Here is a 16,917-nt window from a genome sequence, read left to right as displayed (position 1 = left end):
AGAAATATCATGGCGAGGACGACAAAGCCTTCGGCAATCGACGATATTCTCGCCGAGCATTCGGGCCTCGAGCAGCAGCTGGCCGATCCCGCGCTGCACAACGATCCCTCGGCGGCGCGTCGAGCAGGCAAACGTTTCGCCGAACTGGCACCCATCATGTCGGTGTACGGCAAGCTCACGACCGCACAGGACGATCTCGAAGCTGCCCGCGAACTTGCGGCCGACGATGCTTCGTTCGCCGCGGAGATTCCGGACCTCGAAGCGACGGTAGTTCGCTTGGAACACACACTCGCAGACCTTCTGGCCCCGCGTGATCCGCACGATGGCGACGACATCGTCATGGAGGTCAAGTCAGGGGAGGGCGGCGAGGAATCGGCGCTGTTCGCCGCTGATCTTGCGCGCATGTATCTCCGGTACGCCGAACGTCGGGGATGGCGGGTAGAGATACTGGACGCGAACGTCTCGGACCTGGGCGGATACAAGGACGCCACATTGTCGATCAAGGCCAAGTCCGGTTCGCTCGACGGCGTGTGGGCGCGGCTGAAGTTCGAAGGCGGGGTGCATCGCGTGCAGCGTGTGCCCGTCACCGAATCTCAGGGTCGAGTGCACACCTCCGCGGCGGGAATTCTGGTCTATCCGGAGCCCGACGAGGTGGAGGCAGTCCAGATCGACGAGACCGATCTCCGCATCGATGTCTATCGCTCGTCGGGCAAGGGCGGTCAGGGCGTCAACACCACCGACTCCGCCGTACGAATCACGCACCTTCCCACGGGAATCGTGGTCACGTGCCAGAACGAGCGATCACAGCTGCAGAACAAGGCCCGTGCCATGCAGGTGCTCGCAGCGCGAATGCAAGCCGCAGCGGAGGAGGCTGCCGACGAAGAGGCAGCGGCCGGACGGGCGAGCCAGGTTCGTACCGTCGACCGTTCGGAGCGGATTCGCACGTACAACTTTCCCGAGAACCGGATCACCGATCACCGCATCGGGTTCAAGGCGCACAACTTGGATGCCGTGCTCGACGGTGAACTCGACGCGTTGCTCGATGCGCTGGGCAAGGCCGACCGTGAAGCACGGATGCAGGCCGAGTAGTTTCGGCTGTTTTCCTCGTCCCCTTGTGCTCTGAACAGGCGTTTTCCTTCACCTCGCGGCGTCATGGCACGCTGTACCGGTGACCCGTAAACCACTACGCCTGGCAATTCTCGAAGCGACGTCGACGCTCGAGGCTGCTGGAGTTCCCAGTCCCCGCGTCGATGCCGAATTGCTGGCATCGCATCTCCTCGGTGTCGAGCGTGGTCGGCTGGGCCTCGTGCCGCTCGTGGAACCGGAGGTCATCGACGCCTATCAGAAGACGATCGCTCAACGGGCAAAGCGTATTCCTCTTCAATACATCACCGGCACAACAGCTCTGGGCAATGTCGACGTCGAGGTCGGCCCTGGTGTGTTCGTTCCGCGTCCGGAGACCGAGTTGCTGCTCGGGTGGGCGCTCGCCTTCCTCGAAGGCGTCGATCATCGCCCTCCCGTCGTCCTCGACCTGTGCACCGGGTCGGGAGCACTCGCCCTCGCCGTGGCGAACGCCAGACCCGACGCTCAGGTCCACGCTGTCGAACTCGACCCTTCGGCACTTGCCTGGGCGAGACGCAATGCCGACTTGCGCGCAGGGCTCGGGGACACCCCCATCACCCTTCACCACGGCGACGTCACCGATCGGTCACTACTGGCAGAGCTGGACGGTCGGGTAAATGTCATCGTCGCCAACCCTCCGTACATCCCTGAGGACGCCGTTCTCGAACCCGAGGTAGCCGATCACGACCCCCACATCGCGCTGTTCGGTGGCGTGGACGGACTGTCGGTGATCGGGCCGATGATCGACAACATTGCGCGGTGGCTTCGGGTCGGCGGGGGAGTCGGTGTCGAGCACGACGACTCGCACGGCGAACGGGTCGCAGAATTGTTCGAGCGCAGGCGAGTATTCACCGACGTTGCTCCGCACCCCGACCTGACCGGCCGTCCACGGTTCGTCGTCGCATCTCGAGCTGTCACTCCGGAGTCCTGAACTTCACCTGTGAGGCGCGCAGGGTGAGGCTCGGGAATCTGTGGCCGGAACGCAGTGACAGGATAGAGGGGTGAGCACTGTCTACGACTGCCAGCAAGCCGACTCCCGCGCGGCAGGATTGACCGCAGCCAGAGGCGCCCTCAAGTCAGGTCGTCTGGTCGTGATGCCCACCGACACCCTGTACGGACTCGGCGCCGATGCATTCGACAGCAGTGCTGTCACCGATCTGTTGCGCGCCAAGGGGCGAGGACGCGATATGCCCGTTCCGGTTCTCGTCGGATCCTGGAGCACCATCGACGGACTCGTTACCGGTGTACGCCCGAGGACGCGCGATCTGATCAAGGCCTTTTGGCCCGGGGCGCTGAGTCTCGTCGTCCAGCAAGCTCCTTCGTTGGCGTGGGATCTGGGAGATGCGCAGGGAACAGTCATGCTTCGGATGCCGCTGCACCCTGTCGCCCTCGAATTGCTGCGCGAAGTGGGACCGCTGGCAGTCTCGAGTGCGAACATCTCCGGCCAACCCCCAGCCACCACCGTCGGTGAGGCACGTGATCAGCTCGGTGGGGCGGCTGCGGTCTACCTCGATGGTGGTCCGTCCGAGCACGCTGTCGCCTCCACCATTGTCGATTTGACCTCCGAGACACCGCGGATCCTCAGGGAGGGCGCGATCTCTGCAGCGGCTGTCGCGGAGGTTCTCGGCGTGCCTGTCGAGAGTCTGCTGCGGGGGAGTGCCAGCGCATGAGTGAAGCGCCTTTCTACGGCCCGGACTTCGCCGAACTGCACGCTGAGGATCCGGAGATCGCCGATGTCCTGCTCGGTGAGCTGGAGCGGGTCCGCGGTGGACTGCAGCTCATCGCCAGTGAAAATCTGACCAGCCCGGCAGTGATGGCTGCGCAGGGAAGCATCCTCACCAACAAGTACGCCGAGGGGTATCCCGGACATCGGTATTACGGCGGTTGCGAGATGGTCGATCGCGCTGAGAACCTCGCTGTCGATCGGGCAAAGGCACTGTTCGGTGCCGACCATGTCAATGTTCAGCCGCACTCGGGCGCAAACGCGAATCTTGCTGTGTACGCTGCGTTCGCAAAACCGGGCGACGCGGTCCTGGCCATGAGCTTGCCTCATGGCGGACACCTCACTCACGGTTCGAAAGTCAGCTTCTCGGGCAAGTGGTTCAGCCCCGTTCCCTATCATGTTCGGAAAGACACCGAGCTGATCGATTACGACGAAGTACGAGATCTGGCGTTGGTGCATCGTCCCAAGATCATCGTTGCCGGAGCTACGGCGTACTCACGCCTCATCGACTTCGCTAACTTTCGTTCGATCGCAGACGAGGTCGGCGCCATCCTATGGGTCGACGCGGCTCACTTCATCGGTCTCGTTGCGGGCCAGGCTATTCCGTCTCCGGTCCCGTTTGCCGATGTCGTGTCCGCCACCACCCACAAGGTTCTGCGAGGTCCTCGCGGCGGCATGCTGATGTGCCGTGCCGATCACGCTCGTGCCATCGACAAAGCAGTCTTCCCGTTCAGCCAGGGTGGACCGCTCATGCACACCATCGCGGCAAAGGCTGTGGCGTTCGCCGAGGCTGCGACGCCGAGCTACCGCAAATATGCGCTGAACGTCGTAGCCAACGCCCAAGCCTTGTCCAACTCGCTCGTCGAGTCCGGAATGCGCACGGTGTCCGGCGGAACGGATACCCACCTCGCGCTACTGGATCTGCAAGGTCTCGCGATCGATGGCCGCAGCGCGGAATCGCGGTGTGAGGCAGCGGGGATAACGCTCAACAAGAACACGATTCCCTTCGACCCCGCTCCGCCTGCGGTGGCATCCGGTATACGGGTCGGATCGGCCGCGGTCACGACGCAGGGTTTCGACACGTCCGAGATGGCCGTCGTCGGAAAGCTCGTCGCACGTGCGGTTCGCGCAGAACAGGGGACGGTCGTCGGTGATCGTGAGATTGCCGCTGTGAAGGCAGAGGTCGGCGACCTCGTCTCACGCAAGCCGGCCTATTCTCGCGCATGAACGTCGTCGCCGTGGGTGCACCCTACGACGTGCTGGCCCAGGCGAACCAGGGCGCCGGCGTCCCCATTCGAGAATTGTTGTTGGTGTGTCTGACTGCTGCGGTCGTGACTTTTCTTGCGACCGGCGGCGTCCGGGTGCTGGCGAACAAGTTCGGCGCGGTTGCAGCACCACGTGAGCGTGATGTTCATGTCGTTCCGACACCGAGACTCGGTGGGACCGGCATGTATCTCGGAATGCTGGTCGCATTGCTGTTCGCATCCCAACTCCCAGCGCTTGCACGCGGTTTCGGGTACACCCAGGACATCCCTGCTGCGCTCGTCGCCGGCTTCGTGATCGTCGGCGTCGGAGTTATCGACGATCGTTGGGGCCTGGACGCACTCACCAAATTCGTTGGCCAGGTCACCGCGGCCGGTGTGCTCGTCGTGATGGGCGTGAGCTGGTACATCATCTATGTGCCCTGGTCGGACGGCGGCTTCACGGTCGTGCTCGATCAACTGCAAGCCGGTCTGGTCACGGTTCTCGTCACCGTGGTGATGGTCAACGCGATGAACTTCGTCGACGGCCTCGACGGCCTCGCTGCGGGCTTGGGGCTGATCGCCTCGGTGGCAATTTGTATCTTCTCCGTCGGTCTGCTCAACGAGCAAGGGGGAGACGTCGGCGTCTACCCGCCGGCGGTGATAGCTGCCGCATTGGCCGGTGCCTGCCTCGGTTTCCTGCCGCACAACTTTCAGCCGGCGCGGATCTTCATGGGTGACTCGGGTTCGATGCTGATCGGGCTGATGCTGGCCACGGTATCGACCAGCGCCTCCGGCCGTATCCCGCTGACCGCCTACGGGCCCCGGGATCTGGTCGGACTTCTTACGCCACTCCTCCTCGTCGGTGCCGTCATGTTCATTCCGATGCTGGACATGCTTCTTGCCGTCGTACGACGAACACGCGCCGGACGCAGCCCTTTCAGCCCGGACAAGATGCACCTGCATCACCGTTTGCTGCAGATCGGTCATTCCCATCGCCGCGTGGTGCTGGTGATCTATCTGTGGGTCGGGGTTCTGGCGTTCGGCGCCGTCGGATCGTCACTGATCGATCGGAGAATCGTCGTCCTGCTCGTGGCAGCGGGTTTGGTATTCGCGCTGGTGGTGACCGCCGTACCGACCGTCCGACTCGACATGGCACGAGAGCGAAGACGCGCGAGGAACAGCAGTCGACGAGGCCGTCGGTCCTGACGAGTGATTGTGCTGGGTAGTCTGTGCGTCTGTGAGCTTCTCTCCTGCGCCCGTGCCCGATCAATCCGACGCGATGCGTTCCGCCGTTCGCTACGGCGTCATCGGTTTGGTTGTGCTGACTGTTCTCGGCGCGATCATCGCTACCCTCTTCGCGGGGCTGCCAGGATTGTGGGGTGCGCTCATCGGCGCTGCCCTCGGAGGGGGGTTCATTCTGACCACGGCCCTATCCATTGCCTTGACGTCCAAGTTCCCGCCGACGATGGTCGGTGCGGTTCTCCTGGGCGGCTGGCTCGTCAAGATGTTGCTGGCGATCGTCGTCCTCGGGCTGCTCAAGGATATGGACTTCTACAGTGAGAAGTCGCTGGCACTCGTCGTGGTGGCGGCGTTGGTGCTCGTTTTGGGGGCGGAGGTCTACGGTGTCGTCCGTACCAAAGCGCCGTACGTGGACGAACAGCCCGACAAGCACGAGTCCGACTGAACGTAGTACGACACTGTGTCGTAATCGGTCAAGAAGAGGCCCCACCTACACAACGTCGTAGTTGGGTTGATAAAGTTCCGACCAAGTGAGGGTTGAACTGCCGCGAACAGGACATTTCGCGAGCACGACAATCTTTACAGGTAGCCGAAAGCGCGTGCGTAGTTTCGAGACGCGCTCGACAAGCTGCCGAGTCGACGTGAGTCGCCGACACCCGACAGACGCTGGCCGGTGAAGACAAGGCCTCAGCTGCTGACGACCTCGAGCCGATATCGTCGACTTGATAGATCGTCAATGTCCGATCGAACCGCAGTCTTAGCAGTCTGCGGCCCGAACACGGGAGAGACCGCTGAGCGTCACCAACCTGGCTGCGGAGTTCCATCCGCCGTCTATATCCGACTTCTTTCCTCCCGCCGTGTTGTTCGAAGGGACCCCTTTCGAACTCGACCGGCTGATGCTTATCCGCATCCTGATGAGCCTCGTGCTCGTAGTGTTGTTCGCGGTCGCCATGAGAAGCCCGAAGATCGTTCCTCGTGGGCTGCAGAACGTCGTCGAGTACGGACTCAGTTTCGTCAAAGAGCAGATCTGCGACGAGATTCTCGGCAAAGAGCAGGGCAAACGGTTCGCGCCCATCATCATGACCATCTTCTTTGCGGTTCTGTTCATGAACCTCTCGTCGGTGATTCCGTTCCTGAACATCTCGCCCAACGCTCGAATCGGTATGCCACTGGTTCTGGCCTTGATTGCGTACGTGGCGTTCAACTACGTCGGTATCAAGAAGTACGGGTTGTTCAAGTACGTCAAGAGCAGCATCGTGGTTCCGGATGTGCCCCTCGCGCTGCACTTCGTTCTGGTGCCGGTCGAGTTCATCTCCACCTTCATCCTGCGGCCGTTCACGCTGACTGTTCGTCTCATGGCCAATATGCTTGCCGGCCACCTCATGCTCGTGCTGTTCTTCAGCGCGACTCAGTTCTTTTTCTTCCAGGCCGCGGCGGGAATGAAGATCTTCGGTATTTTCTCGCTGACCGCAGGTTTCGGCTTCACTCTCTTCGAACTCTTGGTCATCGGCTTGCAGGCGTACATTTTTGCGCTGCTGACAGCCGTGTACATCGACCTTGCGCTGCACGCAGATTCACACTGATCCACCACTAGCTAGACCTGACCCACGCGCCGTCCGGCGAGTGGGCAACAGAAAGGGAACGGAATTCTAATGAGCCTCGCGTACCTGGCACAGGAAACGACCAGCACGGTGACCGGCGCTGGATACGGTGCAATCGGTTACGGTCTCGCCGCGATCGGACCTGGTATCGGTATCGGCATCGTGGTTGGTAAGGCCATCGAGGGCATCGCTCGCCAGCCCGAACTGCAGGGCACCATCCGTACCAACATGTTCCTCGGCATCGCGTTCACCGAAGCGCTCGCGCTGATCGGTATCGTCGCCGGCTTCCTGTTCGGTTAATCCCCACATGGCAACCAACATCGCAATCTTGGCCGCGGAGGCCGAAGAGGACATCAATCCTCTGCTCCCCGCGACATACGACATTGTTTGGTCTGCGATCTGCATCGCCATTATCGGCTTCATCTTCTGGAAGTACATTCTTCCGAGTTTCCAGAAGGTATTGACCGAGCGCGGAGATCTGATCGAAGGCGGCATCAAGAAGGCCGAAGAAGCTCAGGCCGAGGCCAAGGCAGCACTCGAGCATTACAATGCACAGCTCGCCGAGGCACGTTCCGAGGCTGCACAAATCCGTGAGGAAGCGCGCACCCAGGGTCAGGCGATCCTCGCTGAAATGAAGACGAAGGCGCAGGAAGAGAGCGACCGGATCGTGGCCGCAGGCCACAATCAGCTCGTTGCTCAGCGTCAGCAGATCGTCACGGAACTTCGAAGCGATCTCGGACGCACAGCAGTAGAGCTCGCTGAGAAGGTCATCGGAGAGCAGTTGTCCGACGAGGCGAAGCGAGCAGGCTCGATCGACCGTTTCCTGAGCGAGCTCGACTCCGTCACCGCTGACTCTGCAGCCGGAAAGTGAGATAACCATGTACGCAACTTCTCGTGAGGCTCTTGCCCGCACGCGTTCGGTTGCGAACGATGCACTGGGTTCTGCGTCGGCAGGAGTTGCAACTGCTGCTGCCGCGCAGACGGGTGCCGAGCTCTTCGCAGTCGTGGAGACGCTCGACGGGCAGCGCACGTTGCGTACCGCGCTCGCGGATGCGTCGGTTTCGGCCGAACGCCGCAGCGCGCTCGCTCAGCAACTGTTCGCAGGCAAGGTGTCCGAGACCACTACGAAGATTCTCGTGAGTGCTGTTTCGGACAGCTGGTCCAAGCCATCGGATCTGCTGAATTCTCTGGTCGAACTGGGACGTGAAGCTCTGCTTCGCGCCGCAGCAGATCAGGATCAGCTCGATACGGTCGAGGACGAATTGTTCCGGCTGGGTCGGATCGTGGCGGCCAACCCCGTGCTCGAACAGAACCTGTCGGATCTCGGCAAGCCTGTTCACGCGAAACGCGAACTTCTCGGACGCCTGCTCTACGGCAAGGTGACAGCAGTTACCGAGGCGTTGGCACTCCAGTCTGTCGGTCGACTCCGCAAGGCGGCGCCTGCCGACGCATTCGACCATTTGGCAGGACTTGCCGCGCAGGTGCGCAATCAGATCGTTGCGCACGTCTCCAGTGCGGCTCCACTCAGTGACAGTCAGCTCGAAAAGCTGACCGCGACGCTGACCCGTACGTACGGCAAGCCGGTCACCGTTCACGTCGAGGTCGATACCGAACTGCTCAGCGGACTCGTGGTCCGGATAGGCGACGAGGTCATCGACGGTAGTGGGGCAGGCCGCCTCGCTGCATTGCGAAAGACACTCAAGTAGTCCGAGTACGGACACCACAGTCCGATAAGAAGCGCTTCGAAAATTCGAAGCCTTGGACACCGCGATCATTTAAGGAAGAGCAGGAAAAAATATGGCGGAGCTGACGATCTCCTCCGACGAGATCCGTAGCGCGATCGAGAACTTCACCGCGAGCTACTCACCGGAGTCCTCCCGCGAGGAGGTCGGCACGGTTACTGACACGAGCGACGGAATCGCCCATGTGTCGGGACTGCCGTCGGCTATGTCCAACGAGCTGCTCGAATTCCCCGGTGGAGTGCTCGGTGTTGCACTCAACCTCGACGCCACCGAAATCGGTGCCGTCATCCTCGGTGACTACGAGCACATCGAAGAGGGCCAGGAAGTCAAGCGGACCGGTGACGTACTTTCCGTCCCCGTCGGTGACGGCTACCTCGGTCGCGTTGTCAACCCTCTCGGACAGCCCATCGACGGCCTCGGAGACATCGAGTCCAGCGAGAATCGCGCTCTCGAATTGCAGGCAGCCTCGGTGCTCGAGCGCCAGCCCGTCGAAGAGCCGCTCCAGACCGGTATCAAGGCCATCGACGCGATGACCCCGATCGGCCGTGGACAGCGCCAGCTCATCATCGGTGACCGCAAGACCGGTAAGACCGCGGTCTGCATCGACGCGATCCTGAACCAGAAGGCCAACTGGGAGAGCGGCGACGAGAACAAGCAGGTTCGCTGCATCTATGTCGCCATCGGTCAGAAGGGCTCCACGATTGCAGGCGTCAAGGCTGCTCTCGAGGAGCGCGGTGCGCTCGAGTACACGACGATCGTCGCGGCTCCCGCATCCGATTCGGCCGGCTTCAAGTGGCTTGCTCCGTACACCGGCTCGGCCATCGGCCAGCACTGGATGTACCAGGGTAAGCACGTTCTGATCGTGTTCGACGACCTGACCAAGCAGGCCGAGGCATACCGTGCCATCTCGCTGCTGCTACGTCGCCCGCCGGGCCGTGAGGCATACCCCGGTGACGTCTTCTACTTGCACTCCCGTTTGTTGGAGCGCTCGGCGAAGCTGTCCGACGAACTGGGTGGCGGCTCGCTGACGGCACTGCCGATCATCGAGACCAAGGCCAACGACGTCTCGGCCTACATCCCGACCAACGTCATTTCGATCACCGACGGTCAGGTCTTCCTCGAGTCCGACCTCTTCAACAAGGGTGTTCGTCCCGCAATCAACGTCGGCATCTCGGTCTCCCGTGTCGGTGGCGCTGCGCAGACCAAGGGAATGAAGAAGGTCTCCGGCTCGCTGCGTCTCGAGCTCGCTCAGTTCCGTGAGCTCGAAGCCTTCTCCGCTTTCGCCTCCGACCTAGACTCCGCCTCCAAGGCACAGCTCGAGCGCGGCGCTCGTCTGGTCGAGCTGCTCAAGCAGGATCAGTACTCCCCGGTCGCCGTCGAAGATCAGATCGTCTCGATCTGGCTCGCTGGCCAGGGTGCATTCGACTCCGTTCCGGTTGCCGACGTGCGCCGGTTCGAGACCGAGCTGCTCGAAGACCTGCATCGCAACGCCAGCGGCGTCTACGAGAGCATTGCCGGCGGCAAGGCACTCGACGATGGCGCGCAGAAGGCGCTGACCGAGGCCACCGAGAAGTTCAAGTCCGGCTTCTTGGATTCCGAGGGCAACCGGGTAGTCAACGAGGCAGAAGCGGACACGCTGAACGCCGACGAGGTTAACCAGGAACAGGTCAACGTCACTCGCAAGACAGTCAGCAAGTAGGTCAGCGACATGATCAGTGTTCTCACGAGTAGAGAAGGGAGCGTGAACAGCTAGATGGCAAGCATTCTCGAGCTGCGTTCCCGGATCAAGTCGGTCAACTCGACCAAGAAGATCACCAAAGCGCAAGAATTGATCGCGACATCGCGAATCATCAAGGCACAGGCCCGCGTTGCGGCGTCGAAGCCGTACGCGGAGGAGATCACCAATGTGCTCTCGGCTTTGGCGAGTGCGTCCGGTTCGCTGGACCACCCGCTACTGAACGAGCGTCCTGAGCCCAAGCGTGCCGCGGTTCTGGTAGTCACCAGCGACCGTGGAATGTGCGGTGGCTACAACTCCAACGTCCTCAAAGAGGCGGAAGAGCTTTTCCAGCTTCTTCGCAAAGAGGGCAAGGATCCAGTCATCTACGTGCTCGGGGCGAAAGGGCTCGGTTACTACACCTTCCGTGAGCGCGATGTGAAGGCAGCTTGGACGGGCTTCTCGCAGGAGCCCGGTTACTCCGACGCAGCCAAGGCCAGTAAGCACCTGGTCGAGCTCTTCATGGCAGGCTCCGGCAACGAAGTCGATGCGCCGAACGGTGAAGGCACCATCGAAGGTGTCGACGAACTGCACATCGTCTACACACGTTTCGTGTCGATGCTGACGCAAAAGCCCGAGGTGCGTCGGATGGCTCCGCTGGAGGTCTCGTACACGGACGAAGAAATCGAAATGGGTGCCGATGCACTCACCGATTCCCCGTCTGCGTCCGATGTCCAAGCCCAGTACGACTTCGAACCAGAGGCAGGAACGCTTCTGTCGGCTCTGCTGCCGAAGTACATCAGCACGAGGATCTACTCCTCGCTGCTCGATGCGGCTGCGTCCGAGTCGGCTGCACGCCGTACCGCCATGAAGGCCGCGACGGACAACGCGAACGAATTGGTCGAGACTCTCAGCCGTCAGGCTAACCAGGCTCGGCAAGCCCAGATCACCCAGGAAATCAGCGAAATCGTCGGTGGCGCTAACGCGTTGGCTGACAGCGCAGGAAGTGACTAAGCAATGACCGCAGCAGTAGCCCAAGAGAACGCGAGCGGAGCGGACACACAGTCCGGCCGTGTCGTTCGGGTCATCGGCCCCGTTGTGGACGTCGAGTTCCCGCGCGGCGCCATCCCCGCCCTGTTCAACGCTCTCCATGCAGAGATCACTCTGCCCACGGTGGCCAAGACCCTGACACTCGAGGTTGCTCAGCACCTCGGTGACAACCTGGTCCGCACCATCTCGATGCAGCCGACCGACGGCCTGGTTCGTGGAACCTCGGTGACCGACACGGGCAAGCCGATCTCGGTTCCTGTCGGCGACGTCGTCAAGGGCCACGTCTTCAACGCCCTCGGTGACTGCCTCGACACACCCGGCCTCGGCCGTGACGGCGAGCAGTGGGGCATCCACCGCAAGCCACCAGCCTTCGATCAGCTCGAAGGCAAGACCGAGATCCTCGAGACCGGTATCAAGGTCATCGACCTTCTCACCCCGTACGTCAAGGGCGGCAAGATCGGCCTCTTCGGCGGTGCCGGCGTGGGCAAGACGGTTCTCATCCAGGAGATGATTACCCGTATTGCTCGCGAGTTCTCGGGCACCTCGGTGTTCGCAGGCGTCGGTGAGCGCACCCGTGAGGGAACCGACCTCTACCTCGAAATGGAAGAGATGGGCGTCCTTCAGGACACCGCCCTTGTCTTCGGCCAGATGGACGAGCCGCCGGGCACGCGTATGCGCGTCGCTCTGTCGGCGCTGACCATGGCGGAGTACTTCCGCGATGTCCAGGGTCAGGACGTTCTGCTGTTCATCGACAACATCTTCCGTTTCACACAGGCAGGTTCGGAGGTGTCGACCCTCCTGGGCCGCATGCCTTCCGCCGTGGGTTACCAGCCGACGCTGGCGGACGAGATGGGTGAGCTCCAGGAGCGCATCACCTCGACCCGTGGACGCTCGATCACCTCACTGCAGGCGATCTACGTTCCCGCCGACGACTACACCGACCCGGCGCCCGCCACGACGTTCGCGCACCTCGACGCAACGACCGAGCTTTCGCGTCCGATTTCGCAGATGGGTATCTACCCCGCTGTGGACCCGCTGAGCTCGACATCGCGAATCCTCGAGCCCAGCATTGTCGGCGCAGAGCACTTCCGCGTCGCCAACGAGGTCAAGCGGATCCTGCAGAAGTACAAGGAACTGCAGGACATCATCGCGATCCTCGGTATGGACGAGCTTCAGGAAGAGGACAAGGTTCTGGTCGGCCGCGCGCGCCGTATCCAGAAGTTCCTCGGCCAGAACTTCATTGTTGCCGAGAAGTTCACCGGTGAAGCCGGATCGGTCGTGTCGTTGACCGACACGATCGAGGCCTTCGACAAGGTCACCAAGGGCGAGTACGACCACCTTCCCGAGCAGGCCTTCAACAGCTGTGGTGGTCTCGACGACGTCGAGGCAGCAGCCAAGAAGATGGCCGGAAAGTAGCCCGACGTGACTTCTTCGGAAACGAACGGCATGGAGGTTTCACTCGTCGCGGTCGAGCAGAAACTGTGGTCCGGTAACGCGACCCTGGTGAGTGCTCAGACCACGGAGGGCGAGATCGGCATCATGGTGGGGCACGAGCCCGTGTTGGGCCAGCTGGTCGAGGCCGGGACCGTGTCCATCACCACGACCGACGGAGAGAAGATCGTCGCTGCTGTGCACGGCGGATTCTTGTCGGTCACGGGAAAGACCGTCACCGTTCTGGCGGAGTCTGCGGACTTTGCTCAGGACATAGACGTCGATGCAGCTCGCTCGGTGCTCGACGCAGGCGGCGACGACAAGGAAGCCCTCGCAATCGCGAAGGGCCGAGTTCGCGCCGCTGAGCGCGCCTAGATCAACGAGAAGCCGCGACGGAGTCTGCGACATGCGCATCGGAATGATTGTTCTGGTCATTCTGGTTGTGCTGCTCGCAGCAATCGTCGCGGCTTTTCTGTATCGACTGACCATTCTTCGCCAAGGTGGAACCGCCGCGATCATGCGCGTGACGCCGTCCTCGGGCGGAAGTGGATGGCGCCACGGCGTCATCCGATACGGCGACAACACCGTAGTTTTCTTCAAACTCTCGAGCTTACGTCCGGGTCCGGACCACAAGCTGACCCGTCAGGGCATCGAGGTAGGCGAGCGGCGTAAACCCCGCGAGAACGAATTCGACATCATGAGCGACGAAATTGCGGTGCTCGAGCTGACCGACGCCGGCCGCCATTTCGAGATCGCCCTCGACCGAGGCGCACGGACCGCCTTCATGTCATGGCTGGAGTCACGTCCGTCCGGCAGATCGCAGCGCGGACGGCCGGCAGGTTGATCGCGTGGGGCGTTCGAGCGTGATCACTCGCCGCTAGAGCGCGACGCTCCCGGCACCCACTGAACATCGCCGCCAGGATTGGCATACCTACTGAGGATGAACAGTAGATCGGACAGCCTGTTCAAGTATTTGGACGGCAACGTGCTGGTGTCCTCGGGACTCGCGTCGACAGCGGCCCATGCAGCCCTTTCGGCGCGTCGAGCGATCGTCCGAGCCGTGTGGAGGAGCGCTCCGAGTGGTGTTCCACCCGGGAGTATGAACGACGTCAACGGATCGAGCTCTTCGTTGAATTCGTCGCACCATTGTTCCAATCTGTCGACGTACGACTGATCGATTCGTAGCGGCGGGTACTTGGGTTCTGCGACGACGGGTGTGGACAGATCTGCGCCTGCGTCGAACAGATCGCTTTGAATCGTCCGAATGACCTTCACGATCTTTTCCGGCGGATTTCCAAGCGCCAGAACGACTCCGAGACTTGCGTTGGTTTCGTCGCAGTCGGCGTAGGCGACAAGACGGGGGTCGTTCTTGGTGACACGGGAAAAATCGCTCAGTCCGGTCGTCCCGTCGTCACCGGTGCGAGTGTAGATACGGGTCAAGTGCACAGCCATGGAGCAACGGTACCGCTCCAGTAGGGAAGTCGGACCCGGCTACGCTGTTGAACCGTGAGCGAACGCTTTTTGGTATCCGGAGGAAACCGACTCGTCGGCGAGGTGTCTGTCGGCGGTGCGAAGAACAGCGTGCTCAAGTTGATGGCGGCAACCTTGTTGGCCGAGGGGACGAGCACCATTACCAATTGTCCGGACATACTCGATGTTCCTCTGATGGCCGAGGTCTTGCGAGGCCTGGGCTGCGAGGTTGTACTCGAGGGTTCGGTCGTGCACATCACCACGCCGGCAGAGCCGAAGTATCACGCGGATTTTCCGGCAGTCAAACAATTCAGGGCTTCGGTCTGCGTGCTGGGGCCGCTTGTTGCCAGGTGCAAGCGAGCGGTGGTTGCTCTTCCCGGTGGCGATGCAATCGGGTCGCGGCCCCTCGACATGCATCAATCCGGGCTCCGCTTGCTCGGCGCACACAGCGAAATCCAGCACGGTTGTGTGGTGGCGGAGGCTGACGAGCTACGCGGGGCAAACATTCGCCTCGCCTTTCCCTCGGTCGGGGCCACCGAGAACATCCTGATGGCTGCGGTACTTGCAAAGGGTGAGACCGTCATCGACAACGCTGCCCGCGAACCGGACATCGTCGATGTGTGCAACATGCTCAACAACATGGGGGCGCAGGTCTCGGGTGCTGGAACTTCGACTTTGACAATCAAGGGTGTCGAGTCCTTGACGCCGACGACTCATCGGGTTATCGGTGATCGCATCGTCGCGGCGACCTGGGGTATTGCTGCGGCCATGACGCGAGGCGATGTCCGTGTTCGCGGTGTCAACCCCAAGCACCTCTCCCTTGTCCTCGACAAGCTGCGCTCCGCCGGGTCCGAGATAAGCCTGGAGGCCGACGGATTCCGCGTCGTTCAACACCAGCGTCCGACAGCGGTCAATTTCGCGACGTTGCCCTTCCCCGGTTTCCCGACTGATCTGCAGCCGATGGCGATCGGATTGGCCGCGGTAGCGAACGGCACGTCGATGATCACCGAAAACGTGTTCGAGGCGCGTTTTCGCTTCGTCGAAGAGATGATCCGGCTGGGGGCCGATGCCAGAACGGATGGGCATCATGCGGTCGTTCGCGGTGTGCCTCAGCTGTCCAGCGCTCCGGTGTGGTCCTCGGACATCAGGGCAGGAGCAGGCCTGGTGCTGGCTGGTTTGTGTGCCGATGGCGTCACCGAGGTTCACGACGTCTTCCACATAGACCGTGGATATCCGAAGTTCGTCGAGAACCTGACCGACCTCGGTGGCAACATCGAGCGCGTGAGCGAAGAAGCTGCGCCCTTGGTGACAGAGCTTCTGCAGTGACGGCGCTGCACCGCTAGCTCGGGGTTGACAATCGTGCCCCAGGCGGTCAAGGCACTGGGGCACGTGGTGTTGCTTTCCGTGAAGTAGTCCGTGATCCAGGCGTGGGGTCGCGACCGTCTGAGGTAAGGAGCCAACGGTCAGGTCGAGGTGTGACGTAACTACGCGGGTGCTGGATGATCCGACCACGGCCAGTTGGTCGGTCAGCAGGTGAGTCTGCCGGATACGGCTGTGCCAGAACGGCTTTCGCAAACGCTGGCATTCTGCGACGCGTCCCTTCTCGTTCGAGGTTGCATCGGTGTGTTCGCGTGGTGTGCTCGACAAGAACGAAGTCGTCCGCGCACTGCCCTCTCCCGCCGTTCGGAAGCGGGTTGCCGTTGAGTGTGGGCGGTGACCGCGCTCAGGCCCGGTGAACGAGACCCCTTCTTCGCCTGGCTGGTGAGTCCCATTGTCTCCGGTGTGGGCCTCCAATCCTTGCTCGACGAGGGCACGGGCTACAACACTCCTCGCCTGAAGTCGGTGCTCGCTCACGGTTTCGGCATTCCGCCACCGGTCTTCGGTATCGAACGGTGTGACGAGAGTGGACTTTGCGGCGATCGTCAGCCGGGGGTCCTTCCGTGCATCAATCCCTGACGCGATGGTGCCGAGGAGTGCGCTCGGCTAGCGAGTGATGACCGCCGGCGGTCCAAGGCCTGGCGACGATGCGATAGCCGCCGAAGCAGATCAGGTGCCGACGGCAGGTTTGTAGGAGCCGCAGTTCACCGCCGTCTCGATGCCGAATTCCAGGCGCCGGGGGACGTCCGCAACTGGACTCGAAGACCTTGGTGAACACTATGTCCGGCGTCACAGTCGGCAAATGTCGCTGGTTTGGGGAGTGTGGCGGCATTGACCGAGCGCTGAGCTGGGGCGATATGAGACTGGACTGCCGTGACCAGGCGATTTGCGTAGGGGTGCACTCTCGCGTAACTTTTGTCGAGTCAGAGCGACACGGACACCGACCCGGTCTTCACGGACAGGGACAACGAGGTTGTACGAAGTTCGTCTCAATGGCTTGTAGTAAACAGAATATCCCCCAAGAGTTGGATCTTTGCATCCGAGACCAAGCTGGGATACGCTGGAACAGTTGCCCCAGGCGCTGCGAGAACATTATTTTCGTGGTTGTGTGGTGTGTGCGTGTTCTTTGAGAACTCAACAGTGTGTCGATGAATGTCAGTGCCGAATTTTATATTTGGTGAAAGCATCCGATGTCGATGATCAT

Annotated in this window: 18 protein-coding genes; 17 read left to right on the top strand and 1 reads right to left on the bottom strand. The window is 61.6% G+C overall.

Translation table 11 applies throughout. The features are described 5' to 3' along the window. The first annotated feature begins 9 nt into the window (after positions 1–9). The 15 genes from prfA to ABIB36_RS21280 all read left to right on the top strand — a co-directional run bounded on the left by prfA (position 10) and on the right by ABIB36_RS21280 (position 13,710). Positions 10–1,089 (top strand): peptide chain release factor 1, encoded by a 1,080-nt coding sequence (prfA, locus tag ABIB36_RS21350; RefSeq protein WP_084346437.1) that lies wholly within the window; start codon positions 10–12, stop codon positions 1,087–1,089. Between the two features lie 79 nt (positions 1,090–1,168). Further along, positions 1,169–2,053: a peptide chain release factor N(5)-glutamine methyltransferase gene (gene prmC / locus ABIB36_RS21345; RefSeq protein ID WP_354563499.1), complete on the top strand. Its 885-nt coding sequence runs from the start codon at positions 1,169–1,171 to the stop codon at positions 2,051–2,053. Between the two features lie 70 nt (positions 2,054–2,123). After that, a complete protein-coding gene (locus tag ABIB36_RS21340; RefSeq protein ID WP_084346435.1) occupies positions 2,124–2,792 on the top strand; it encodes an L-threonylcarbamoyladenylate synthase in 669 nt (222 codons plus the stop codon). Further along, positions 2,789–4,072, top strand: coding sequence for a serine hydroxymethyltransferase (glyA, locus tag ABIB36_RS21335; RefSeq protein WP_084346434.1), 1,284 nt, complete (start codon positions 2,789–2,791; stop codon positions 4,070–4,072). Before ABIB36_RS21340 ends, glyA begins: the two co-directional genes overlap by 4 nt. Next, positions 4,069–5,295 (top strand): glycosyltransferase family 4 protein, encoded by a 1,227-nt coding sequence (locus ABIB36_RS21330; RefSeq protein ID WP_084346433.1) that lies wholly within the window; start codon positions 4,069–4,071, stop codon positions 5,293–5,295. The genes glyA and ABIB36_RS21330 overlap by 4 nt, the downstream gene beginning before the upstream one ends. Positions 5,296–5,326: 31 nt before the next feature. Next, on the top strand, positions 5,327–5,773 hold the full coding sequence (locus ABIB36_RS21325; RefSeq protein ID WP_084346432.1) for a Cg1360 family ATP-synthase-associated protein: 447 nt from the start codon (positions 5,327–5,329) through the stop codon (positions 5,771–5,773). Between the two features lie 361 nt (positions 5,774–6,134). Further along, the gene (gene atpB, locus ABIB36_RS21320; RefSeq protein WP_176224990.1) at positions 6,135–6,911 is read left to right on the top strand and encodes a F0F1 ATP synthase subunit A; all 777 of its coding nucleotides are present in this window, start codon (positions 6,135–6,137) and stop codon (positions 6,909–6,911) included. Positions 6,912–6,980: 69 nt separating this feature from the next. Continuing rightward, a complete protein-coding gene (locus ABIB36_RS21315; RefSeq protein ID WP_084346430.1) occupies positions 6,981–7,229 on the top strand; it encodes an ATP synthase F0 subunit C in 249 nt (82 codons plus the stop codon). 7 nt (positions 7,230–7,236) lie between these two features. After that, complete coding sequence (locus ABIB36_RS21310; RefSeq protein WP_084346429.1) at positions 7,237–7,800, top strand: F0F1 ATP synthase subunit B; 564 nt, start codon at positions 7,237–7,239, stop codon at positions 7,798–7,800. A gap of 7 nt (positions 7,801–7,807) precedes the next feature. After that, complete coding sequence (locus ABIB36_RS21305; RefSeq protein ID WP_084346428.1) at positions 7,808–8,635, top strand: F0F1 ATP synthase subunit delta; 828 nt, start codon at positions 7,808–7,810, stop codon at positions 8,633–8,635. Positions 8,636–8,726: 91 nt separating this feature from the next. Further along, positions 8,727–10,370 (top strand): F0F1 ATP synthase subunit alpha, encoded by a 1,644-nt coding sequence (gene atpA / locus ABIB36_RS21300; protein ID WP_084346427.1) that lies wholly within the window; start codon positions 8,727–8,729, stop codon positions 10,368–10,370. A gap of 54 nt (positions 10,371–10,424) precedes the next feature. Further along, complete coding sequence (locus ABIB36_RS21295) at positions 10,425–11,399, top strand: F0F1 ATP synthase subunit gamma (protein ID WP_084346426.1); 975 nt, start codon at positions 10,425–10,427, stop codon at positions 11,397–11,399. 3 nt (positions 11,400–11,402) lie between these two features. Then, entirely contained in the window at positions 11,403–12,851 is a 1,449-nt protein-coding gene (gene atpD, locus ABIB36_RS21290) for a F0F1 ATP synthase subunit beta (RefSeq protein ID WP_084346425.1), read from the top strand. Between the two features lie 30 nt (positions 12,852–12,881). After that, positions 12,882–13,241: a F0F1 ATP synthase subunit epsilon gene (locus ABIB36_RS21285; RefSeq protein ID WP_084346424.1), complete on the top strand. Its 360-nt coding sequence runs from the start codon at positions 12,882–12,884 to the stop codon at positions 13,239–13,241. A 31-nt stretch (positions 13,242–13,272) separates the two neighbouring features. Continuing rightward, complete coding sequence (locus ABIB36_RS21280) at positions 13,273–13,710, top strand: DUF2550 domain-containing protein (RefSeq protein ID WP_084346423.1); 438 nt, start codon at positions 13,273–13,275, stop codon at positions 13,708–13,710. 23 nt (positions 13,711–13,733) lie between these two features. Here ABIB36_RS21280 and ABIB36_RS21275 read toward each other — a convergent pair whose 3' ends face one another. Further along, positions 13,734–14,318: a cob(I)yrinic acid a,c-diamide adenosyltransferase gene (locus ABIB36_RS21275; protein WP_084346422.1), complete on the bottom strand. Its 585-nt coding sequence runs from the start codon at positions 14,316–14,318 to the stop codon at positions 13,734–13,736. Between the two features lie 54 nt (positions 14,319–14,372). On the opposite strand from ABIB36_RS21275, the gene murA reads away from it, so the two are divergent. Both murA and ABIB36_RS21265 read left to right on the top strand, forming a co-directional pair. Beyond that, positions 14,373–15,662 (top strand): UDP-N-acetylglucosamine 1-carboxyvinyltransferase, encoded by a 1,290-nt coding sequence (gene murA, locus ABIB36_RS21270; RefSeq protein WP_084346421.1) that lies wholly within the window; start codon positions 14,373–14,375, stop codon positions 15,660–15,662. 387 nt (positions 15,663–16,049) lie between these two features. After that, positions 16,050–16,292, top strand: a complete 243-nt coding sequence (locus ABIB36_RS21265; protein WP_143542096.1) for a hypothetical protein — start codon at positions 16,050–16,052, stop codon at positions 16,290–16,292. The last annotated feature ends 625 nt before the right edge of the window (positions 16,293–16,917 follow it).

Source organism: Rhodococcus sp. UYP9, assembly GCF_040547235.1.
Classification (GTDB): Bacteria; Actinomycetota; Actinomycetes; order Mycobacteriales; family Mycobacteriaceae; genus Rhodococcoides.
This window is presented reverse-complemented; position numbering and strand designations above follow the sequence as displayed.